General features: G+C 63.2%; 21 protein-coding genes and 1 pseudogene. 10 read left to right on the top strand and 12 right to left on the bottom strand.

Annotated elements, in window-relative coordinates; translation table 11 throughout:
- Window positions 1-6: 6 nt before the first annotated feature.
- Both FBY20_RS19630 and FBY20_RS19625 read right to left on the bottom strand, forming a co-directional pair.
- Window positions 7-798, bottom strand: a complete 792-nt coding sequence (locus FBY20_RS19630) for an ABC transporter substrate-binding protein (RefSeq protein ID WP_056323140.1) — start codon at window positions 796-798, stop codon at window positions 7-9.
- A gap of 86 nt (window positions 799-884) precedes the next feature.
- Complete coding sequence (locus FBY20_RS19625; RefSeq protein WP_056323137.1) at window positions 885-1,634, bottom strand: amino acid ABC transporter ATP-binding protein; 750 nt, start codon at window positions 1,632-1,634, stop codon at window positions 885-887.
- A gap of 145 nt (window positions 1,635-1,779) precedes the next feature.
- Here FBY20_RS19625 and FBY20_RS19620 point away from each other — a divergent pair, with 145 nt between their 5' ends.
- From FBY20_RS19620 to cynS, 8 genes are all read left to right on the top strand, one after another.
- Window positions 1,780-3,282: an aldehyde dehydrogenase family protein gene (locus tag FBY20_RS19620; RefSeq protein WP_056323135.1), complete on the top strand. Its 1,503-nt coding sequence runs from the start codon at window positions 1,780-1,782 to the stop codon at window positions 3,280-3,282.
- Window positions 3,283-3,484: 202 nt separating this feature from the next.
- Complete coding sequence (locus FBY20_RS19615) at window positions 3,485-4,771, top strand: phospholipase A (protein ID WP_142054102.1); 1,287 nt, start codon at window positions 3,485-3,487, stop codon at window positions 4,769-4,771.
- A 731-nt stretch (window positions 4,772-5,502) separates the two neighbouring features.
- Window positions 5,503-6,645 carry a PAS domain-containing sensor histidine kinase gene (locus tag FBY20_RS19610; protein WP_142054100.1) on the top strand — a complete coding sequence of 381 codons (1,143 nt, stop codon included), beginning with the start codon at window positions 5,503-5,505 and terminating at the stop codon, window positions 6,643-6,645.
- A gap of 13 nt (window positions 6,646-6,658) precedes the next feature.
- On the top strand, window positions 6,659-7,297 hold the full coding sequence (locus FBY20_RS19605) for a response regulator transcription factor (protein WP_062842204.1): 639 nt from the start codon (window positions 6,659-6,661) through the stop codon (window positions 7,295-7,297).
- Window positions 7,298-7,430: 133 nt separating this feature from the next.
- The gene (locus FBY20_RS19600; RefSeq protein ID WP_056323124.1) at window positions 7,431-8,792 is read left to right on the top strand and encodes a CmpA/NrtA family ABC transporter substrate-binding protein; all 1,362 of its coding nucleotides are present in this window, start codon (window positions 7,431-7,433) and stop codon (window positions 8,790-8,792) included.
- Window positions 8,792-9,634, top strand: a complete 843-nt coding sequence (ntrB, locus tag FBY20_RS19595) for a nitrate ABC transporter permease (RefSeq protein WP_056323123.1) — start codon at window positions 8,792-8,794, stop codon at window positions 9,632-9,634. The genes FBY20_RS19600 and ntrB overlap by 1 nt, the downstream gene beginning before the upstream one ends.
- A gap of 5 nt (window positions 9,635-9,639) precedes the next feature.
- Window positions 9,640-10,434 (top strand): ABC transporter ATP-binding protein, encoded by a 795-nt coding sequence (locus FBY20_RS19590; protein ID WP_056323122.1) that lies wholly within the window; start codon window positions 9,640-9,642, stop codon window positions 10,432-10,434.
- Between the two features lie 9 nt (window positions 10,435-10,443).
- Complete coding sequence (gene cynS, locus FBY20_RS19585; RefSeq protein WP_056324548.1) at window positions 10,444-10,887, top strand: cyanase; 444 nt, start codon at window positions 10,444-10,446, stop codon at window positions 10,885-10,887.
- Between the two features lie 33 nt (window positions 10,888-10,920).
- Here cynS and pdxK read toward each other — a convergent pair whose 3' ends face one another.
- The 8 genes from pdxK to FBY20_RS19545 form a co-directional block, all read right to left on the bottom strand.
- Window positions 10,921-11,784: a pyridoxine/pyridoxal/pyridoxamine kinase gene (gene pdxK / locus FBY20_RS19580; RefSeq protein ID WP_056323120.1), complete on the bottom strand. Its 864-nt coding sequence runs from the start codon at window positions 11,782-11,784 to the stop codon at window positions 10,921-10,923.
- Between the two features lie 41 nt (window positions 11,785-11,825).
- Entirely contained in the window at window positions 11,826-12,191 is a 366-nt protein-coding gene (locus FBY20_RS19575) for a cupin domain-containing protein (protein WP_056323113.1), read from the bottom strand.
- A 50-nt stretch (window positions 12,192-12,241) separates the two neighbouring features.
- Window positions 12,242-12,796 (bottom strand): helix-turn-helix domain-containing protein, encoded by a 555-nt coding sequence (locus tag FBY20_RS19570; protein ID WP_056323110.1) that lies wholly within the window; start codon window positions 12,794-12,796, stop codon window positions 12,242-12,244.
- A 78-nt stretch (window positions 12,797-12,874) separates the two neighbouring features.
- Window positions 12,875-13,657 carry an aldolase gene (locus FBY20_RS19565; RefSeq protein WP_056324545.1) on the bottom strand — a complete coding sequence of 261 codons (783 nt, stop codon included), beginning with the start codon at window positions 13,655-13,657 and terminating at the stop codon, window positions 12,875-12,877.
- Window positions 13,658-13,667: 10 nt separating this feature from the next.
- Window positions 13,668-14,312: a glutathione S-transferase family protein gene (locus FBY20_RS19560; RefSeq protein WP_056323107.1), complete on the bottom strand. Its 645-nt coding sequence runs from the start codon at window positions 14,310-14,312 to the stop codon at window positions 13,668-13,670.
- Window positions 14,313-14,340: 28 nt separating this feature from the next.
- Window positions 14,341-15,303 carry a tripartite tricarboxylate transporter substrate binding protein gene (locus FBY20_RS19555; protein ID WP_056323105.1) on the bottom strand — a complete coding sequence of 321 codons (963 nt, stop codon included), beginning with the start codon at window positions 15,301-15,303 and terminating at the stop codon, window positions 14,341-14,343.
- Between the two features lie 478 nt (window positions 15,304-15,781).
- Window positions 15,782-16,621, bottom strand: a complete 840-nt coding sequence (locus FBY20_RS19550; RefSeq protein WP_222119272.1) for a hypothetical protein — start codon at window positions 16,619-16,621, stop codon at window positions 15,782-15,784.
- Entirely contained in the window at window positions 16,611-17,114 is a 504-nt protein-coding gene (locus FBY20_RS19545) for a hypothetical protein (protein WP_222119271.1), read from the bottom strand. The genes FBY20_RS19550 and FBY20_RS19545 overlap by 11 nt, the downstream gene beginning before the upstream one ends.
- 143 nt (window positions 17,115-17,257) lie before the next feature.
- Between FBY20_RS19545 and FBY20_RS19540 the strand changes: the two genes are divergently transcribed.
- Both FBY20_RS19540 and FBY20_RS19535 read left to right on the top strand, forming a co-directional pair.
- Entirely contained in the window at window positions 17,258-17,464 is a 207-nt protein-coding gene (locus FBY20_RS19540) for a phage integrase N-terminal SAM-like domain-containing protein (RefSeq protein WP_142054097.1), read from the top strand.
- Between the two features lie 96 nt (window positions 17,465-17,560).
- A pseudogene (locus FBY20_RS19535) lies at window positions 17,561-18,179 on the top strand (tyrosine-type recombinase/integrase); the annotation flags it as partial.
- A gap of 247 nt (window positions 18,180-18,426) precedes the next feature.
- On the opposite strand, the gene FBY20_RS19530 reads toward FBY20_RS19535, so the two are convergent.
- Window positions 18,427-19,440 (bottom strand): hypothetical protein, encoded by a 1,014-nt coding sequence (locus FBY20_RS19530; protein WP_142054095.1) that lies wholly within the window; start codon window positions 19,438-19,440, stop codon window positions 18,427-18,429.
- Window positions 19,440-20,690 (bottom strand): hypothetical protein, encoded by a 1,251-nt coding sequence (locus FBY20_RS19525; RefSeq protein ID WP_142054093.1) that lies wholly within the window; start codon window positions 20,688-20,690, stop codon window positions 19,440-19,442. Before FBY20_RS19525 ends, FBY20_RS19530 begins: the two co-directional genes overlap by 1 nt.
- Window positions 20,691-20,985: the final 295 nt, after the last annotated feature.

The following is a 20,985-nucleotide window of genomic DNA, read 5'->3' as shown; positions in this document are numbered from 1 at the left end:
CTCCGATCAGTGGTCTTTCTTCCAATCGGTCGAGTACCAGTACTGCACCAGCTCCGGCAGCGAGTTGTCGGCGGTCTTCAGCGTCTGCCAGTTGTCCAGCCAGAACTTCAGGCGGAATGCGTTGGGGCCGACGGCGAACGCCAGCGGCTCGCGCACCATGACGCCTTCCAGCACGCGCAGGTTGCCGAAGTCCACGAGGAACTGGTTGGCGGTGGACAGCGACATGATCCCCGCGTCCAGCCGGCCGCTGGACAGCGCCTGGCCGACCGGGGCGCTGCCGCCCGAGAACTCCTTCAGCGTGGCCGACGGCAGCATCTTCTTGCCGACTTCGGCATAGGTACTGGCGCCCAGCGCGCCGACGGTGACGCCGGACTTGTTCAGTTCGGTGAAGTTCTTGTACGGGGAATCCTTGGGCACCACGGCGACGGTGTCGGCGTAGAACATGGGCAGCGAGAACAGCACCTGCGCGGCGCGCTGCGGCGTGGGCGTCATGTCCGCGGCCACCATGTCGGCCTTGCCCGACAGCAGCGCAGGCAACAGGCCCTTCCATTCATAATCCTGCAGCACCAGCTTCACGCCCAGGTCGTCCGCCATGCGCTTGGCCACTTCCACTGCCAGCCCCGTGCGCTTGCCCGACTTGTCCATGAAGCTCATCAGCGGCCCGGAAGTCTGCACCGCCACGCGCAATTCACCGCGCTTGATGATGTCGGAAAGTTCGTCCGCCTGTGCCGGCAGGGCCACGGTGGCGGCCGCCAGGGCGACGCTGGCCACGCCCAGCCATTGTTTGATCTTCAGCATTTCTAACCCCTTTGGTGATTGGACCCATATCGTTCCGGGCAAGGCACATCGCGCCGGCAGCGCCCGGATAAGCCGGACCGGCGGGACTACAGAATCTTTTCCAGGAAAGCGCGGGTGCGCGCCTCTTTGGGGTGGCCGAACACTTCGTCGGGCGTGCCCATTTCCACGATGCGGCCGGCATCCATGAAGAGCGCGCGGTCGCCCACGTCGCGGGCAAACCCCATTTCGTGCGTCACAACCGCCATCGTCATGCCGTCGCGCGCCAGTGCGCGCATCAATTCAAGAATGCCGCCCACCGTCTCGGGATCGAGCGCCGACGTGGCTTCGTCGAACAGCATCAGTTGCGGGTCCATCGCCAGCGCGCGTGCAATGGCCACACGCTGCTGCTGACCGCCAGACAACTGGCTGGGATAGCGATCGCCGAATTCCGCCATGCCGACGCGGCCCAAAAGCTCGCGGGCGTAGCGCTCGGCGTCGGCGCGGCTGCGCCCGCGCACCACGCGCTGGGGTAGCGCCACGTTGTCGAGCGCAGTACGGTGCTGGAACAGGTTGAAGTGCTGGAACACCATGCCCACGTCGGTGCGCCAGCGGTTGACGTCGGTGGCCGGGTCCGTAAGCGACACGCCGTTGACGCGGATGCTGCCGCTGTCGATGCTTTCCAGGCCGTTCAAGGTGCGCAGCAACGTGCTCTTGCCCGAGCCGGATGGACCCACCACCACCATCACCTCGCCGCGTTCGAGCTGGCAATCGATGCCGTCCAACGCCAGATGCGGGGGATGCCCGTCGCGCTGATAGGTCTTTCTGACTGCCTGAACTACGAGCAAGGGTTCGGCCACGAATTCACCTTCAGGTGCAGTGCACCTCAAAAATATTTCGCATTTCACGTCATAGTTTCGTATAGTAAATTTTTTTCCAGAATCGCCACTTAGGCATAACCCTTAAGCGAAGACGCTGACTTCGCTAGGCATTGAAGGAACCGGCATGGACACTCCTCAAGACATCCTGCGCAATCTTGGACTCAACTCCAGCGCGCTCACCGGCGGCACCCTGATCGCCCGCAGCCCGATCGACGGCGCCGAGCTGGCGCAGGTGCATGAGCACACGGTGGCCCAGGCCCACGCCGCTATCACCCGCGCCCGCCAAGCCAGCCTGGCATGGCGCGACGTCCCCGCCCCCCGCCGAGGCGAGCTGATCCGCCTATTTGGCGAGACCCTGCGCCAGCACAAGCAGGAACTCGGCCGCCTGGTCAGCCTGGAAGCCGGCAAGATCGTTGCCGAGGGCGAAGGCGAAGTGCAGGAAATGATCGACATCTGCGACTTCGCCGTCGGCCTGTCGCGTCAGCTCTACGGCCTGACCATCGCCTCCGAACGCCCCGGCCACCGCATGATGGAAACCTGGCATCCGCTGGGCGTCGTCGGCGTCATCAGCGCCTTCAACTTCCCCGTCGCCGTCTGGTCCTGGAACGCCGCGCTGGCGATGGTTTGCGGCAACGCCGTCGTCTGGAAGCCGTCGGAAAAGACGCCGCTCACGGCCCTCGCCTGCCAGGCCCTCTTCGCGCAAGCCGTGCAACGCTTTGGCGACGCCCCCGCCGGCCTGTCCGAAGTCCTGATCGGCGGCCGCGAAGTCGGCGAAGCCTTGGTCGACTCGCACACGGTCGCACTGGTGTCCGCCACCGGCTCCACCCGCATGGGCCGCCAGGTCGGACCGCGCGTCGCGCAGCGCTTCGGCCGCGTCCTGCTGGAACTGGGCGGCAACAACGCCATCATCGTCGGCCCCACGGCCGACCTGGACATGGCCGCGCGCGGCATCGTCTTCGGCGCCATCGGCACCGCTGGCCAGCGCTGCACCACCACCCGCCGCCTCATCGTTCACGAAAGCATTGCCGACGAACTGGTCCAGCGCCTGCACAAGGCCTATGCCAGCGCCCCCATCGGCAACCCGCTCGACAGCGGCAACCTGGTCGGCCCCCTGATCGACCGCGCCTCCTTCGACGCCATGCAGGCTGCCCTGACCGCCGCACGCGAACAAGGCGGCAAGGTCGCCGGCGGCGAACGCGTGCTGGCCGACCAATACCCCGACGCCTGGTACGTGCGCCCCGCCATCGCCGAAATGCCTGGCCAGACCGACGTCGTCTGCCATGAAACCTTCGCGCCCATCCTCTACGTGATGCGCTACAAGGACTTCAACGACGCGCTCGCCATGCAGAACGGCGTGCCGCAAGGCCTGTCGTCCGCCATCTTCACCAACGACCTGCGCGAAGCCGAAACCTTCCTGTCGGCCGCCGGCTCCGACTGCGGCATCGCCAACGTCAACATCGGCACCTCTGGCGCCGAAATCGGCGGCGCCTTCGGCGGCGAAAAGGAAACCGGCGGCGGCCGCGAGTCCGGTTCCGACGCCTGGCGCAACTACATGCGCCGCGCCACCAACACCATCAACTACTCGCGCAACCTGCCGCTGGCCCAAGGCATCAAGTTCGGCGAATAACCGCCGATCATCGTGCCGCAAGGCCCGCCGGATCCGCCGCGCAGCGCCTTCGCGCAACACCTCTCTCCAAGCCCCGCGCATTGTCGACAATGCGCGGGGTTTTCGCATTGCTTACAGCCCATACAACCAATTAGCCTGACTTACAAACTGTTGCCGGGGACGATGCTACATTGCCTCATCACAAAAACCATACACGTCCTCAATGACCTCCAGCCGTCCCTTTCATCGCTCTCCCACTTCCCGCCTCATCGCCGCCATCCTGGCCCTGGGCGCGGCCGGCTCCGCCGCGGCAGGCGTGTCTTACCGGCTGGACCGCCCCTCCGCGGCGCCCGGCGAAACCGTCACCATCGAGGCCGTGTTCTTCAACGAAGGGGGCTCGCGCGTGGACTGGCAGGCCCCGCCTGAACTCGTCCTCCAGTGGCGCAGCCCCAACGGCCAGATCGTGCGCAGCCTGGCCAAACTGAAAAGCGGCCGCGACAACTACGGCGTGCCCGTCAACAACTTCGCCCGCATGTCCTGGACCGCCGAAGTGCCCGCCACCGCGCGCGGCCTGCAAGCCGTCTCCATCGAAGGCCAACCGTCCATGATGGCGCTGGACGCCACCGGCCGCGATAGTGGCACCCTGGCCACCACGCCCGCCCAAACCCCCGTCGTCGACGCCCGCAGCGGCCAGCCCGTCCCGCCCGCCGCCGTCGCCGCGGCAGGTGCCTCGCCCGAAGCCGGCCCCGCCCCCGCCGCCGCCGTCGAACAGACCGTCGAACAGGCCGCCTTCGACAAATTCCGCAGCGCCTTCTCGGCCTACAAACCCGTCTACTTCGCCGTCGGCACCCGCGGCCTGACCACTGCCCGCTTCCAGATCAGCGCCAAATACCGCCTCATCAGCCCCCGCGGCAGCGCAGACACCTGGCACGACGACTTCTACCTGGGCTACACCCAGACCTCGCTCTGGGACCTGGAAAGCGACTCCAAGCCCTTCATCGACACCACCTTCAACCCCAGCGTCTTCTGGCTATCCGACGACGTCTGGAAATCCGAAAACCAGAACTGGCGCATCGGCATGAACGTCGGCGTCGAACATGCCTCCAACGGCAAGGACGGCGAAGACTCGCGCTCCCTGAACGACGGCTACATCGAACCGCGCTTCCACTACCGCTTCGACGGCGGCAGCACCCTCACCTTCGCCCCCAAGGTCAAGGCCTACTTCGCCGTCGCCAACGAGAACAGCGACTACTCCGCCTACGCCGGCCACGTCGACTGGCAACTGCGCTGGGCCCAGGACAACGGCGCGGTCGTCACCGCCATGTACCGCCAGGGCGACCAACGCCGCCGCACCACCCAACTGGACTTCGCCTGGCCGCTGCAACGCACGTTCCTGAACTGGAACGGCTACCTGCACCTGCAGTACTTCAACGGCTACGGCGAAACGCTGCTGGGCTACAACCAGCGCAACGAAAGCCAGTTCCGCGTGGGCCTGTCGCTGATTCCGTAAGGGCTTAAAGCGGCACGGAATCGTTGAATGAAAATCGCCGGCTTGAAACGCCGGCGATTTACTTTGGGCGCGCGTTTGGGGTCTATCTCTGTTGGCGAGACGGTGTCAGACACCCGGGAGAGAGGGGCGTCAGCCCGTGACGGCAATTCAACGGGTGTCAGACACCTTGCTATAGAACGCCGCCGCAATTCAACGGGTGTCAGACACCTCGCTATCGAGCGCCGACGCAAGACACCCGAACGCCAGATAAGGCCGCCCGCGCGGCCGACATCTGGCAGCCCCGCAAGATCTTCCGAACCCGAACAGACCTGTAGAAAAAGGTCAAGCAAGCCACCCTCCCCAACGGCCGCCCGACCTTTTACGACGCAGCCCGGCGCGGCGGCGGCCTGGGTGCGCGGGGCGTGTAGATGCGCCCGAGGGAATCGGAAGGCAGTCGCCGAAGGCGACAACGACGATGACGACGGGGCAGTCCGGAGCGAAGGCTCCGGACCGCAATCGTAGCCCCGCGCACCCAGGCCGCCGCCGTGCCGGGCGTCTCAAGAACCCGCACCAAGCCCGCCCCAGACCCCGCAAGAACCACCAGAGAAAACCAACAAAGGGATTTCCCTCAATCCCCCCGAAACTCCAACCCCGTCCCGTAAACTCCGCCCCAAAGCGCACCCAAAAACACCGCGCACCAAGGGGATCCGGGCCGCTAGCCCCGGACAGATAAAGCACAAGCAAAGCCATTCATGTTCGCCGACCTGAAGCACCTCTCGCACCACGCCGCCTGGCGCCGCCAGCTTGAAATGCTGCTCGAATCCGCCGGCGAAGGCATCTACGGCATCGACCTGCGCGGCCGCTGCATCTTCATCAACAGCGCCGGCGCCGACATGCTCGGCTACACCCCCGATGAACTGGTAGGCCGCAACATGCACTACCTCATCCATCACTCCCACGCCAACCGCACCTTGATGCCCGTCCACGACTGCCGCATCTTCAAAGCCTTCCGAGACGGCCGTGGCGAACGCGCCGACGACGAAGTGCTCTGGCGCCGCGACGGCACCTGCTTTGATGCTCAGTACGCCTCTTACCCCATCCGCAACGACCAGGAAGTCGTCGGCGCCGTCGTCACTTTCTCGGACATCACCGCCCGCAAACAGATCGAGCGCGAACTCCAAAGCACGCAGGCCTTGCTCGAACGCCGCGTCGGCGAACGCACCGCCGAACTCAGCGCTGCCCACGAATCCCTGCGCCGCCTGTCCTCGCACCTGAGCACCCTGCGCGAAGAAGAACGCGCCCACATCGCCCGCAACATCCACGACGATCTTGGCGCCTCATTCACCGCCTTGCAGCTCGACCTGAACTGGCTGCGCCGCCAGCTCAGCGCCGCGCCCGACCTCCAGGCGCACCTTGACCGCATGCTCGAAGTCACCCAGACCGCCATGGGCGCCACCCGCCGCATCCTTAACGACCTGCGCCCCGTCGTCCTCGACCACCTTGGCCTCTGGGCCGCCCTTGAAGCCCTGCTGCAGGACCTGCAGACCCGCAGCGGCCTGCAGTGCCGCTACCTTTGCCCGCCCGACACCGAAAGCCTGCGCCTGGACCGCAACGCCGAAATCGCCATCTACCGCATCGTCCAGGAACTGCTAACCAACGTGCAGCGGCATGCCCGCGCCCGCAGCGTCAGCGTCAGCGCCGTCTGGGGCGCCGACGGCCTGGTGCTCACCGTCGAAGACGACGGCGTCGGCATGCAACTGCCCGAAGACCGCCACACCTTCGGCATCCTTGGCATGCGCGAGCGTGCCCGCGCCATTGGCGGCGATCTTGCACTGGACAGCGCCCCCGGCGCCGGCATGCGCGCCCGCCTGCGCCTGAACCCGCTGGCTGCTTGAAGGAAACCGCGCCATGCCCCTGAACCTGCTCATCGTCGACGACCACCTCATCATCCGCCGCGGCCTCGCCCGCATCCTTGAAGAAGATCCGCGCGTCGCCCTTGTCCACGAAGCCGCCGACGGCCCCGCCGCCCTGCGCGCCCTGCGCCAGGCCCACTACGACGCCATCGTCCTGGACGTTGCCCTTGGCGAGCGCGACGGGCTGGATGTACTGAAAAGCGTGCGCGCCGATCATCCGGGATTGGGCGTCGTCATGCTCTCCGTCTACCCCGAATCCCAGTTCGCCGTCCGCGCCCTGCGCGCCGGCGCCCATGCGTATCTGAACAAAGGGTGCGAGCCTGAAGAACTGCTTGCCGCCCTGACCAACGCCGCCGCCGGCAAGATGTACGTCACGCCCACTGTCGCCGAACTGCTCGCCCACACCGTGCGCCAGGACAGCTCCCGCCCGCCCCACGAATTGCTGTCCAACCGCGAATTCCAGGTGTTGCAGCTGCTGGTGGCCGGCCGCTCCGTCTCGGCCATTGGCGAACAGCTTGCCCTGTCCGTCAACACCATCTCCACCTACCGCAGCCGCATCTTCGAAAAGCTCAACGTCCGCACGCTGGTGGAATTGGTCGCCTACGCCAACACGCACCAGTTGGGTGCGATCTGAGCGCCTGCCGCACTATCCCGGCGCAACCCGCGCACCACGTAGTAAGGCCCCTACACGCGTATCGTTGAACCGGCGATACCGGCCGCCGCCGGCCAGCCCCATGATGGCTCCATTCCCGACCGAAGGAGCCACCATGTCCCTTTTCAGCAACCCGTTTGACGCCAACAGCCGCCTGGCATGCGGCTGCGGACGCCACGCCTCGCAGGCCGAACACGAGCGCGCCACGCAAGCCGTCTTGCAGGGCGACGCCGCCGGCAGCGCCGTCGAACAGGCCGTCATGCGCGCCCTGTTCCCGCAGGATGCGCTGCGCCGCCGCTTCCTGCGCGCCGTCGGCAGCGGCACCGCCATGGCCGCCATCGCGTCGATCTTCCCGTTGGCCGCCGCCAAGGAAGCCTTCGCGCAGACCGCCGGCCCGCTGGAAAAACAGAAGCTCAAGGTCGGCTTCATCCCCATCACCTGCGCCACGCCCATCATCATGGCGCACCCCATGGGCTTTTACGGCAAACAGGGCCTGGACGTCGAAGTCGTCAAGACCGCCGGCTGGGCGCTCATCCGCGACAAGGCCATGTCCGGCGAGTATGACGCCGCCCACATGCTGTCGCCCATGCCGCTCGCCATCTCGATGGGCGTCGGCGCCAGCCGCGCCGTGCCGTGGACCATGCCCGCCGTCGAGAACATCAACGGCCAGGCCATCACGCTGTCCATGAAGCACAAGGACCGGCGCGACCCGAAGGACTGGAAGGGCTTCAAGTTCGCCGTCCCCTTCGACTACTCCATGCACAACTACCTGTTGCGCTACTACCTGGCCGAACACGGCCTGGATCCCGACACCGACGTGCAGATCCGCTCCGTGCCGCCGCCCGAAATGGTGGCCAACCTGCGCGCCGACAACATCGACGGCTTCCTGGCGCCCGATCCCGTCAACCAGCGCGCCGTGTACGACGGCGTGGGCTTCATCCACACCTTGTCCAAGGCCATCTGGGACGGCCACCCCTGCTGCGCGTTCTCCGCCAGCAAGGAGTTCGTCACCACCATGCCCAACACCTATCAGGCCCTGCTGAAAGCCATCATCGAGGCCACCGCCTACGCCCGCAATCCCGCCAACCGCAAGGAAATCGCCACCGCCATCGCCGCGCCCAACTACCTGAACCAGCCCGTCACCGTGGTCGAGCAGGTGCTGACCGGCACCTACGCCGACGGCCTGGGCAAGGTGCTGACCGATCCCAACCGCATCGACTTCGATCCCATGCCCTGGCAGTCGTTCGCCGTCTGGATCCTGACGCAGATGAAGCGCTGGGGCCAGGTCAAGGGCGACGTCGATTATCAGAAGGTCGCAAGCGACGTCTTCCTGGCGACCGACGCCGTGCGCCTGATGCGCGAAGCGGGCCTCACTCCGCCCGCCGAAACCGGCAAGACCTTCAGCGTCATGGGCAAGCCCTTCGACCCCAGCCAGCCCGAGGCCTACCTCGCCAGCTTCAAGATCCGGAGGACCTGATGGGGTCCGTGCAACACTGGCGGGCCACATTCCTGTCCATCGCCCTGTTCCTGGCGTTCCTGTTGCTCTGGCACGCCGCCACCCGCCCCGATGCGGGCGAGGCGACGGTGGACCCGGCCTATGCGGCGCTGGTCGGCAACGCCGCGGCCAGCGGTTCCAAGACGCCGTTCCCCGGCCCCGCCGAAGTCGGCGCGCAGCTGTGGCAGCACTTGAAGGATCCGTTCTACGACCGCGGACCGAACGACAAGGGCATCGGCATCCAGCTGGGCTACTCCGTGGCGCGGGTGCTGACGGGCTTCGGCCTGGCCGCGCTGGTGGCAATACCGCTTGGATTTTTGATCGGCATGTCGCGCACGGTGTACCGCGCGTTCGATCCCTTCATCCAGGTGCTCAAGCCGATCTCGCCACTGGCGTGGATGCCGTTGGCGCTCTACACCATCAAGGACGCCAACACTTCCGCCGTCTTCGTGATCTTCATCTGCTCGCTGTGGCCCATGCTGGTGAACACCGCGTTCGGCGTGGGCGCCGTGCGGCAGGACTGGCTGAACGTGGCGCGCACGCTGGAAGTGTCGCGGCTGCGGACCGCGCTGCAGGTCATCCTGCCCGCTGCCGCACCCACCATCATGACCGGCATGCGCATCTCGGTCGGCATCGCGTGGCTGGTGATTGTCGCCGCCGAAATGCTGATCGGCGGCACCGGCATCGGCTACTTCGTCTGGAACGAATGGAACAACCTGTCCATCTCCAACATCATCTGCGCCATCGTCTTCATTGGCCTGATCGGCATGCTGCTGGACAACCTGCTGGCGCGCGCCGCGCGGCTGGTGAGCTATCGGGAGTAACGCGCATGAGCCAATCTTTCCTGCAGGTCCAAGGGCTGGGCAAGCGCTACCCGGGGCGCGATGGCCGTCCGCAGCCGCCCGTCTTCGAGAACATCGATTTCCAGATCGACAAGGGCCAGTTCGTCTGCGTCATCGGCCACTCAGGCTGCGGCAAGACCACCATCCTGAACGTGCTGGCCGGCATCGACGATAGCAACGAAGGCATCGTCATCATGGACGGCCGTCAGATCGCGGGGCCGTCGCTGGAACGCGGCGTCGTCTTCCAGGCCCACGCGCTCTTGCCGTGGCTGACGGCGCTTCAAAATGTGGAATTCGGCGTGCGTTCGCGCTGGCCGGCCTACAGCCGCGAACAAGTGCGCGCGCACAGTCAGCGTTACCTCGACATGGTCGGGCTGGGCCACGCCGCCGGCAAGAAGCCCTGCGAACTGTCCGGCGGCATGAAGCAGCGCGTGGGCATCGCCCGCGCCTTTGCGATCCAGCCCAAGATGCTGCTGCTGGACGAGCCCTTTGGCGCGCTGGACGCGCTGACCCGCGGCGCCATCCAGGACGAGCTGCGCGCCATCGTCCAGGAAACCCGCCAGACCGTCTTCATGATCACGCACGACGTCGACGAGGCCATCCTGCTGTCGGACCGCATCCTGCTCATGAGCGCCGGTCCCTACGCCCGCATCGCCGAATCCGTCACCGTGGACCTGCCGCGCGACCGCACGCGCGCCAGCCTGCATCACGAACCCCGCTATTACGACATCCGAAACCATCTCGTCGACTTCCTGGTCGACAAGGCCATCCACAAGGAGTGAACCACCATGATGTCCCGCGCTGAAGTCACCGAACTCGTCGTCACCCGCAAGCTCGAAAAAAAGCTCTCGTGGGGCGCCATCGCCGAAGCCGTCGGCCAGAGCAAGGAATGGACCACCGCCGCGCTGCTGGGCCAGATGACCATGACCGAGGAACAGGCGCAGGCCGCCGCCCGCGTGCTGGACCTGCCGGCTGACGCCGTCGTGCAGTTGCAGGTCGTGCCCTACAAGGGTTCGCTGCCCAGCACCGTGCCCACCGATCCGCTGATTTACCGCTTCTATGAACTGATCAACGTCTACGGCACCACCTTCAAGGCGCTGATCAACGAAGAGTTTGGCGACGGCATCATGAGCGCCATTGACTTCAAGATGGATCTGTCGCGCGAGGCCGACCCCAAGGGCGACCGCGTGCAGATCGTGATGAGCGGCAAGTTCCTGCCGTACAAGACGTACTAAAGGCGCGCCAGGCGGGGCGGGCCGCGCCTGCGGTTAGCCCTCGGCGGCCAGTTCTTCCCAGCCCAGTTCGCGGGTGCGCTGCAGCGTCACCGTGACCTGGGCTGCCGCTTCGCGCACCGCCTGAACCAGCGTCAGGCCGTTCAGCAATCGCGACGACACGCCCGCCATGAACACGTCGCCCGTGCCGTGCACCGACGGTGGAATGGCGATCTCGGGGTGGGTCACCACCGTGACGTCGTCCTGCGTGACCACCACCAATTGCAACGTGCCGGGCGCCGCCGTCATCGGCGCGGCGCTGGTCGCGACGATCCACTGCGGCCCGCGCGCGATCAACTCACGGGCGGCAGTCACCACTTCGTCGACCGACGACAGCGTGCGACCCACCAGCAATTCCAGCTCGAAATGATTGGGCGTCATGCCCTCGGCCAGCGGCACCAGCAGATCGCGATACTGCGCGACGAGCCCCTCGTCCACGTAGAGCCCGTCATTGCGATCGCCCATCACCGGGTCGATGAACACCCGCAGCTCAGGACGCGAGGCCCGCACGGCCGACAGCCATCGCGCCAGCAATCCGGCCTGCCCCGGCTGCCCCAGATATCCGCAGACCACCGCGCGCGCCACCTGGCTCACGCGACGCTCAACCAATCCTTGCAGCAAGCCTTCGAACCAGTCCAGCGGCACCGCGCCGCCGTGCAGCGTGGGATAGTGCGGCGTATTGCTGAGGATGACGGTGGGCAGCGCAATCGCGCGCAGCCCCGCCTTGCGGAACACCGGCATGGCGGCGTTGTTGCCGACATAGCCGTAGACGACCTGGGACTGGATCGAGACGACATCCACCTGCGCGGTGCGGGCGGGCAGCGCTGCGCCCTGCATGGGGGCAGCGGGAATTGCGGTCATGAGGATTGCTCCGGGGTGTGGACGGGGTGTAGACGAGCGAGTCAGCCCATGCGGGTGATGAAATAAATCTTCTTGACGAAGTGGTCGACTTCCCAGCGGCCCGTATAGCCTTCGGGCATGACAAAGGCTTCGCCCACGGTCAGCTCGTGCACCGTGCCGTCCGGGTCCACCAGACGCGCGGCGCCTTCGACGATATAGCCGAATTCGATGTAGCCGGTGGTGTTGGACTGGAACGAGCCCGCCGTGCTTTCCCACACGCCGGCCTCGGCCTTGCCCGCGTTGCCTTCAAAGGCGGTCACGGTACGAAACGCGGCATCGCCCGAAATCGGGCGGCGCGGCTTGCCGGGCACCGGGTTCTTCATCGGGCCGGCATCGATGCGGACAAGCCGCGATTGATCGTTTTTCATGGTTGATCCTGTGTCTTTCAATAGCGAGTCAGTGCGCCGGCCCCGGGCGTTCAGTGCGCCGCCACCACCAGCACCTCGGCCATGGCCCGGCTGACCGTGCGCATGCGGTGCGGCAATTCAGAGTCGAAATAGACGGAATCGCCGGTTTCCAGGCGGAACTGGCGTTCGCCCACGTGGACCTCGATGGCGCCTTTGAGCACCAGCAGGAATTCCTCGCCCGGATGCGGAAACACCGCAGCGGCGTCCGGAAATTCGCGCGGCGGATGCACAACGAAAGGCTCCATCGCCTTGACCTTGCGCCGCCCCGCCAGCGACTCGTAATGGTACTCGCTGCCCAGGCCGCGCCGCTGCAGGGCCTCCCGGTCGGCCACGCGCACCACGCTGACCACTTCGTCTTGCGCGGCGCCGTCGTCCCCGACCAGTTGGGACACGCCCACGCCATAGGCCTCGGCCAGGCGCAGCACCGTGGAAATCGACGGCTCGCTCAGGCCCCGCTCCAGTTTGGAGAGATAGCTTTTGGTCAATCCCGTGCGCTGCGCCAGCTGTTCCAGGGACAGGGTTTGCTGGCGGCGCAGGGTGCGTAGGCGGTGCGGCAGGTCGATCATGGGCGGGGAAGGCGCAAATACAACCGGCAAGAATGCCCCAAAAGCCCGCCGCCGTCGAGCCGCCCCGCCCTGCTTCGCCTAGCTCAGCACATCAGGGTGCGCCCGCAGGGCGCGGCGAGCGTAGTACGAGAACCCCACCTGCGACCGCTTGGGCGTCAGAATCCAGTCGTGCGCCTCGCGGCCCAGTTCCGGCGGAATCGGCTGGATCTTGCCCGCGGCCATCGCCAGCAGCTGCATCCGGGCGGCACGCTCGAACTGCAGCGCCAGCACGCAGGCTTCTTCCACCGACCCGGCCGCAATCAGCATGCCGTGATGCGACAACAGGATGGCGCGCTTGGAACCCAGCGCCTTGGAAATGATTTCGCCTTCCTCGTTGCCCACCGGCACGCCCGGCCAGTCCTTCAGGAACGCCACGTCGCCGTAGAGCGGGCAGTTGTCCATGTGCGAGACCTCAAGCGGAACCTCAAGCATCGACAGCGACGCCACGTGCAGCGGATGCGTGTGGATGATGCAGTTCACGTCGGGCCGCGCGCGGTAGATCCACGAATGAAAGCGGTTTGCCGGATTGGGCATGCCGCCGCCTTCCTGCACGCGCAGGTCTTCGTCCACCAGCAGCAGGTTGCTGGCCGTGATCTCATCGAAGCCCAACCCCAAACGCTGCGTGAAATAGCGGTCGGGCGCGTCGGCGCGCGCCGTGATCTGGCCCGCCAGGCCCGAATCATGCCCGCCGTCAAAGAGGATGCGGCAGGTCAGCGCCAGCCGCTCGCGCAATGTCCATTGCGGGGTGTCGAACTGGCGCTGCATCTCGGCCTGCGCGCGCGCAATCAGTTCGTCCTTTCCCAGGTGCATCGTATCGGCCATCATGTCTCCGTCATGCCGTTTCCATCAACGGCGTAAATCCCGGCAAGGCGCGCATGCGGGCCAGCCAGGCAGTGAGGTTCGCAAAGCCGGACAGGTCGTAACCGCCCTCGCCCGCCATGCTCGTGTAGGGGTACAGCGCGATGTCCGCGATGGTGGGCGAGGCGCCCACCAGAAACTCGCGACCGGCCAGGTGAGCGTCCATCAGCGCGGCGGCCTTCATGCCCGCCGCGCGCCACGCCACCATGTCAGGATCGTCCGTCTTGGCGGTCTGGCGCAGGTGGATCAAGAGGCGCGGCTGCGCAAACGCGTGCATGTGCTGGGTCTGCTCGAAACTCAACCAGCTCGACACCTGCGCCTGCGCCAGCCGGTCCTCGGGCAGCCACGACGTGCCCATGCCCAGATACCACAGGATCGCCTGCGACTCCGCCAGCCACTGCCCTTCCGGCGTCAACAGCGCCGGCACCTGCCGCCACGGATTGATGCGCGCGAACGCCTCGGTCTCCAGGTCGCCCTGAACGATGTCGAACGTGCGCCGCTTGAGCGGCAGACCCATCAGCCCGCAGGCCAGCCGGATCTTCCATGCGTTGCCCGACCGCAGCGTATCGGCCAGTTCCAGCGGCTTGCCCGCCAGCGGGTGGGACGCCCCGGTATTCATGCGTAGCTCCTTTCCATTTGCGTGTCTCCTATTCCATCTTGATATTGGCGCGCTTCACGATTTCTGCCCACTTGGTCTTTTCGCCGCCGATGAAGCGCTGATATTCCTCGGGCGTACCCGTGTAGAGCTGCGTGCCCTGCGCGGCCAGCCGTTCCTTCAAGTCGGGCAAGGCCAGCGTCTTTTGCAAGGCCGCGCTCAACGCAGCCACCACGTCCGGCGGCGTGCCGGCGGGTGCAAAGAACGCATTCCACGAACTGATCTGCAGGCCCGCATCGCCCGCCTCGACGCTGGTTGGCACTGCGGGCGCAGACGGCAGCCGCTTGTCCGACGCCACCGCCAGCGCCCGCAACTTGCCCGACGCGACGTGCGGCATGATGACCGGACTGGCGTCCATCACCACATCCACCTGCTCGCCGATCGCCGCATTCACGGCTTCGCTGCCGCTCTTGAACGGCACATGCACGATGTCCACGCCCGCCGTCAGCTTCAAGAGCTCCAGGCCCAGGTGCGGCGAGCTGGCGTTGCCGGCCGAGCCGAAATTCAGCTTGGCGGGATTGGCCTTGGCATACTTGACGAACTCAGCGAACGACGCCGCGGGCAAACCCGACCGCACGGCCAGCAAATAGGGCGACCCGGACACCATGCCCACCGGCGCAAACTTGTCCGCGTCATAGCTGAGCTTGGCGTAGATCAACGGGTTCACGACCTGCGTGCCCACTGTCCCCATGAATATCGTGTACCCATCGGCCGGCGCCGTCGCCGCCACCTGCGCCGCGATCACGCCGCCCGCGCCGGGCCGGTTCTCGATCACGATCCCCTGCCCCAACACGTCCCCCATTCCCTTGCCCACCTGCCGCGCCACGATATCCGTGATGCCGCCGGCGCCAAACGGCACCACCAGCCGGATCGGCCGCTCCGGAAACGCCGCCTGCGCGTGCCCCGCCAATCCCGCCGTCATCGCCAACGCTGCCACCATGCCCAAGACCTTCATGCCATTCCCCTTGTATGCGCCGTCGCGGCGCTATGACACAAAGTGTCCTATAGAGCATTGATTTTCCGCAAGGGGAATTTGATTAGGGGAAACCTGGGGCGGGGGGAATGGTGTTCGGTTTTTTGGCTTTGCGTGGTAATGCCCGCCATTGCGCGGGCGACTTCTCGTTCTGTGCGAACGGAGGGCTTGCAGTTGTAGACGGCCAACTTCGCGCAAGAGTCTAAGCCCGCGGATTCGGGGGATGCGCATACGGGCATTGCGGAGGGCGCACGGATATCTCGAGGCACTCGGCTACACCTTGGGAGCGTACGAGAGAAAAGTCGTGCCTTGCATGGAAGCCCCCCGTGCTCCCGTGGTCAGTGGTCGCTCTCGGCCATGAGCCGCCGCTGATGAAATCAAGAAGCAGACATTCGACGTTTGACATGAGAGGCATAGCCCGGCTTGCCGGGACACGTCCTCTCGATGGAAGGGTCAGAATTTACTGCGGGACGATTGATTTGAGTTGCGGGCTCGCTTGCAGCTTGTAATGCTTCAGTAGCTCACCGACATTAAGCCCAATCACCTTACGGACTGAACCCAAAGAAAAGCTGAGTTCCTTCATATCTGGATGATCGGGCGTGGTGTTCATGTAGTGGCGACATGCCCGAGCAATGGATTCAAGGATGACGTCTAGCGGTGAGTCCGGTGCGACTTGGGCACGCAGGGCCGTGAGGGTCGTCCGAAGTTCTTTAAGAGATTCCGCGACCCGCTTCGGATCTTCTTGATCGTAGGGCTGATACAGAGCGCCCTTGTCTTCCAAGATGTGGATCAGCTGTAGCGCGATGCCTTCATCTGGCCTGTGAGGCAGGAACTGGAGGACGATCCGTTTGCCGCCTTCAACGCACTCCTTCATGAGTATTTCGTGGTCGCGTTTCCACTTTCGAAGATGTTCTACCGGATAGCTGTGGCCACTATTCTTGTCAATCAGGTCGGCGCATGCTGCACAAAGCCAGATGGCGTTTCCGATCCCCCTTCGTTCTGACTGGAGCTGCGACATGTCGTATCGAGGTCCACCCGGACTGGCGGCGCATATGTGTGCAGCTTCTCCTGTCTTGATGGACTTGTGCGCTGCTGCGCTGTCGGGGCCAATCGTCACCCGATGGCATTCCGGATTGCTGCAGAGGTAGGCGGCGCGTTCAGCGACTTTGCTGATCACATTCGGCGGAAACGAATGTCTGAGATGTGCAGGCATATGGTGATGGTGAGTTCTGACGTTGACATGAAAGGTGGCGACCGGCTTGCCGGGCGAAATTCTCTCGATGGAAGGATTAGGCTCCATTGGGCACCAACTGTGTGAGACCACAGATCAGGGCGTTGTTCGCTTGCTCGAAGTTGCTACGCTGCCCTTGAATGCCGTAGGCCCACTTCACGCCGTGGAAGAGATTGTTTCTCAAACGGTAGATGACAATGAGCAATGCGGCTACGGAATCTCCCGGATCGCTGTTGCTTCCACTTAAGACCTGCTTCACCAACGTTGGGTTGTCATTGTTCCGAAGGTTTAGGCCGTAGAAGTGCTCAGTGAACTGCCCCTCAACGAAATATCTCTGCTGAAAGTAGGCCAAGCTAGACTGAAAAGCGGCTGCATCAAGCCGGCCTCCTGCTTTTCGCTCGTGGACAAGTGCCAGGATGGCTTGCGCTGATGCGCGTGTTTTCAACCCCTTGGCCTCGAAGAGGCTCCACAGGAGGGCGAAGTGGAGAATTGCCCGACGATCTTCTTCTGGAAGATCTCTGAAGCCGGGTGCTGCCTGCTCAAGCCACTCGATGGGATTCATGGCGCCTGACGTAAGGTAGACCGCTCAAATCCGAAGACCATACCTGGCGCTTGCGGTTAAAACGGCACAACAAGACGCGGAAAGGCTTTGTGCTTGGCTTGAAGGCGGGAGTACCGCATGAAAATACAGTACTAAACTCAGCCATGAAACCCGCGTCTCCTGCTGTGTTGCGCGCCGCACGGATGCCGGACCAGGTCCGTGAGCGAATCCGTTACAAATACTATAGCCTACGCATTGAGCAAGCCTACGTGCAATGGATGCGCATGTTCGTGAAATGGCACGGCGTGCGGCATCCACGAGACATGGGGCAGCTGGAAATCGAAGTTTTTCTGGCCATCATGGCTGAATGACGGCTTTGGAGCGTCAAGCTGAACGGCTGCTCAGGGGCGGGTAGCGACCGTCCGTAGGAGCACACTGAATCTCCCTTTACGCAAAAGGAGATTGTCATGGAATTCGCGAATGTCACCGTTGGCCGACGTGTGCCATGGAACAAGGCATACTCAACGGGCATAAGCCACCTTTAAAGCTAGGAGAAATTTGGGCAATCCGAACGAGACTGCAGATTGCGTCGAACGTCCGGGAACTCGCGATGTTCAATCTCGCAATCGATAGCAAGTTTCGAGCGTGCGATCCCACTCGGTTGCAGGTGCAGGACGTCCGTCACGGAAGCCATGTGGCCGCGAGAGCCACCGTCATGCAACAAAAGACTCAGCGTCCGGTTCAATTCGAGATAACGGAGCAAACCCGTGAGAGCGTTGAAGAATGGATCGAGGCGCGAGGACTAAAGGCGGATTTTCTGTTCCGAGCCGCTTGCATACGTCGCCGCATCTGTCGACGCGACAGTACGCCCGGATTGTGCATCGCTGGGTCGCATCGATTGGCCTCGACGATACCGCACATGGCACCCACACTATGCGCCGTACAAAAGCCTCGCTGATCTACCGCCGGACGCAGAATCTTCGGGCGGTACAGCTGCTGCTTGGGCATACGAAGCTGGAAAGCACAGTTCGCTACCTTAGCGTCGAGATCGACCACGCTCTTGAGATGGCTGAAAAAACAGAGGTTTGCTGCATCCTGGCCGGCAAGCTGTCGCTTGCCGGCCAGGCGCGGACGGCTACTAACGTCCGCGTGCAACACGGCCAAACCTCAATCTCGATCACATATCGATTGTCAGTGTGCTATTCCCGCCATCAACTTTGAAGCATCCATTCACAGAGCATGACCATGCCATACCCTTTGTAGTGACACCACGGACGTAGATTCGGCAGGTCACCAAGATTACGACTCCATAAGCTTGCCATCAGGAAGTTTTCTATTGAATCGCTAGCTTCCGATCGACGCTACAAAAGTCAGCCAGCACACCGATAACCCCCTGACAAGTTGCTGGGAGCGTGCTTGGGAGCGGTAAAGCTGGAGCAAATGCAGCGGCCTCGAGCTTCAATGCGATATCGAAGAAGCCCGTGGTGTTCTTCGCGAAGAACTCAGCCAAAATTTCCGCCTTGACTTGCGATGCTTGATCCTCAATCTCTTGCCTCACCGTTTTTGCTAGGCCCGGCTGCGCCGCCACGCTTTCAATCAATGATGCCGCCATTCGACTGACTTTCTCCGTGAAGGCCTCACCGGATTGGCCGAAGCGTATACCAGCATCAATGATGGCCTTCCGTTGATCGTGATCCGAAGTAACGTACTCTCTAAGGATAAAGTCGACGGCGATTAGCAGGTGTGCGCAAGTGACGTAGAGAAGCCTCCATCGTTGCGCGCCAGCCCCGATATCGGACAACAGCAGGCCGATATCTTCTAACCAAGCATTGCAGCCGTCGAAGTTCAGCGAATGAAGGAGTCGAGACTTTCCAAGCTCGTACCTTCCGCGCCAGTCGCCACCGAGGCGTCCAAGGGACCCATCGTCCAAGGCGAGCAAAAACGCTTCTTCGCTGATCCGCTCTTGCTGGCTCTTAGCGCTCTTAGTTAGACGTGCCAGAAATTTTCCGTCTAAGACCTTCACGTCATGTTGGAGCCCGAAGTCACGCACATCGGGCCTGCTGTCGGTGGTGGCGACAACACATGCGTCTAGTCCTAAGACCGTTTGTAATCCTTTGGCCCAAAAGATACGTTCAAGAGCCTGCGGCGTCTTTTTGTTTTTAATATCCACACTAACCCGCTCGCGGCTCAATGGAGAGTTTCGGGCGTACAACCAAAGATCTACGTCCGTCACATCGAAGCGGTTATACGTGAACTTACAACCGCGAACCACAAAGTAGCCAATATTCAAGAAGTAGTTGCGCAGAGCCTCTTCCGCAGCCGGCCCCTTGGGAATCTGTTCGACCATTAGCGCAGTCCCCCCGTTCTGATTTCTTGCAGAAGGTTCCTTGCCTTTAGTTTTACTGCCTCGGTGGAATGCTTGCGCTTCACCTCACGCGTCGCTTCAGGCCCCAAGTATTCAGTCACCTTGGCCCCCGGGAGATTAGCGACAGCTTCCGCCGTGATGTCTCCCTGCTGGATCACTGCGAGGGCCAATCGACCGACCTCAGGCTTCAGTAGGCGCATGTTGAACATCCCCTCGCGTGCTGGCCTCACTTCGAGCACCCCCTTGAATTCAAGAGCCTGATAGTCGTTACCGATGGCCGTCGCCGGACCTACTGTGCCGCCAGCAATCAACTTGTTCATGAGAGCCGATACCATCTGGATGCGGCCGCGATAATAGCTGCTGATAGTCATGCCATAGGTCAACGATGAAACAAGGGCCTTAGCGAGGTCCAGAGCGTCGTCGGCAATAGAGTCGCTGAACTTTGAGAAGGCGGCAGGCCTCGTCACAAAGTAGTTCCTGCCCTGGTCATTGCCGACCACGTTGACGTCAAACATGGCGATGGAATGCAGGCGGTCAAACAGATCTTGTCCGAGTATGTCCGTCGCGGTTCGGAGTGGCAGGCAGCCCGAAGCTTGCAACCTTGCAGTTAGTTCATTCAACTTGGCGGCTTCGGCCATCCCAAGGGTACTTAATACACCATTGATCTTGCGCGCGTCCTCTCTGCGGAACAAGTTGCCATTGAATAGAAGCTTCTCGGTCGAGGAAATTGCCTCTGAGTCGAAAAAACCGATATTGCACCCCAGTTGGAGGGTGTCTAGAACCTCTTTGCTCGGCAGCTTGAATTCATCCGACAGAGTCTCGACTGCCGACTTGTCCGTCAGGGGATTCTCCGAAGCCGCGTCAGAAACTGCAATAACAATCTCTTCGTGCTTTTCGTGGGTATTCTCGTTGAAGATGCGCGCGGTTGATTCGAGCACACCTTGTCCGGTTAGGCCCATGACTTCGATAGCGCCAGTGCCGGGGAGGATCAGGCGTTGACGAGCCAGTTCTGCGAGGATGGTTGGCAGTTCGGTCTTAGGGCTGATGTGGTTGGCTTTCGCTAGCGCGTCGAGCCGACGCTGAGGAATTTGAAGTTGCTTTTCCGCCGAAATAGCGGAAAGTAGGGCCCCACTCTTACCAGCAAAGCCTATTGCGTCGAAGTCTTGACTAAGAGTCTCCTGGAGTTTGCGCGCATGGTGAATGACCCAAGCCCCCTTTGTCTTATCGTCCATCTGCCGTGATCCTCCTGAATGTATCATAAGGTAACGGATGGGGATCACATAGTCAACCAGCGCGATTCGTAGGGAGCACGATTTTTTATGAGAGCAAAGGATTCTTTCAATGCGGAATGACTGCATTAGGGGCTATGGGACCGGTCGGGGGGCAGTCGGCTGTGGGTAAAGCCAAAGGTCGGCGGTGGAAAGCAGGACTGCCCCAACACCGCCGCAACACTTACGGTGAGCACTCAATTCCGCGAGCCTACTCAAATCAATACACCGGCCCTCTTTCACTTGGCAGGCTCACTCA

This window comes from Achromobacter sp. SLBN-14 (genome assembly GCF_006715415.1).
Lineage (GTDB): Bacteria > Pseudomonadota > Gammaproteobacteria > Burkholderiales > Burkholderiaceae_B > Achromobacter > Achromobacter mucicolens.
The sequence above is the reverse complement of the archived record's forward strand: the minus strand, read 5'-3'. Positions and strand labels throughout refer to the sequence as shown.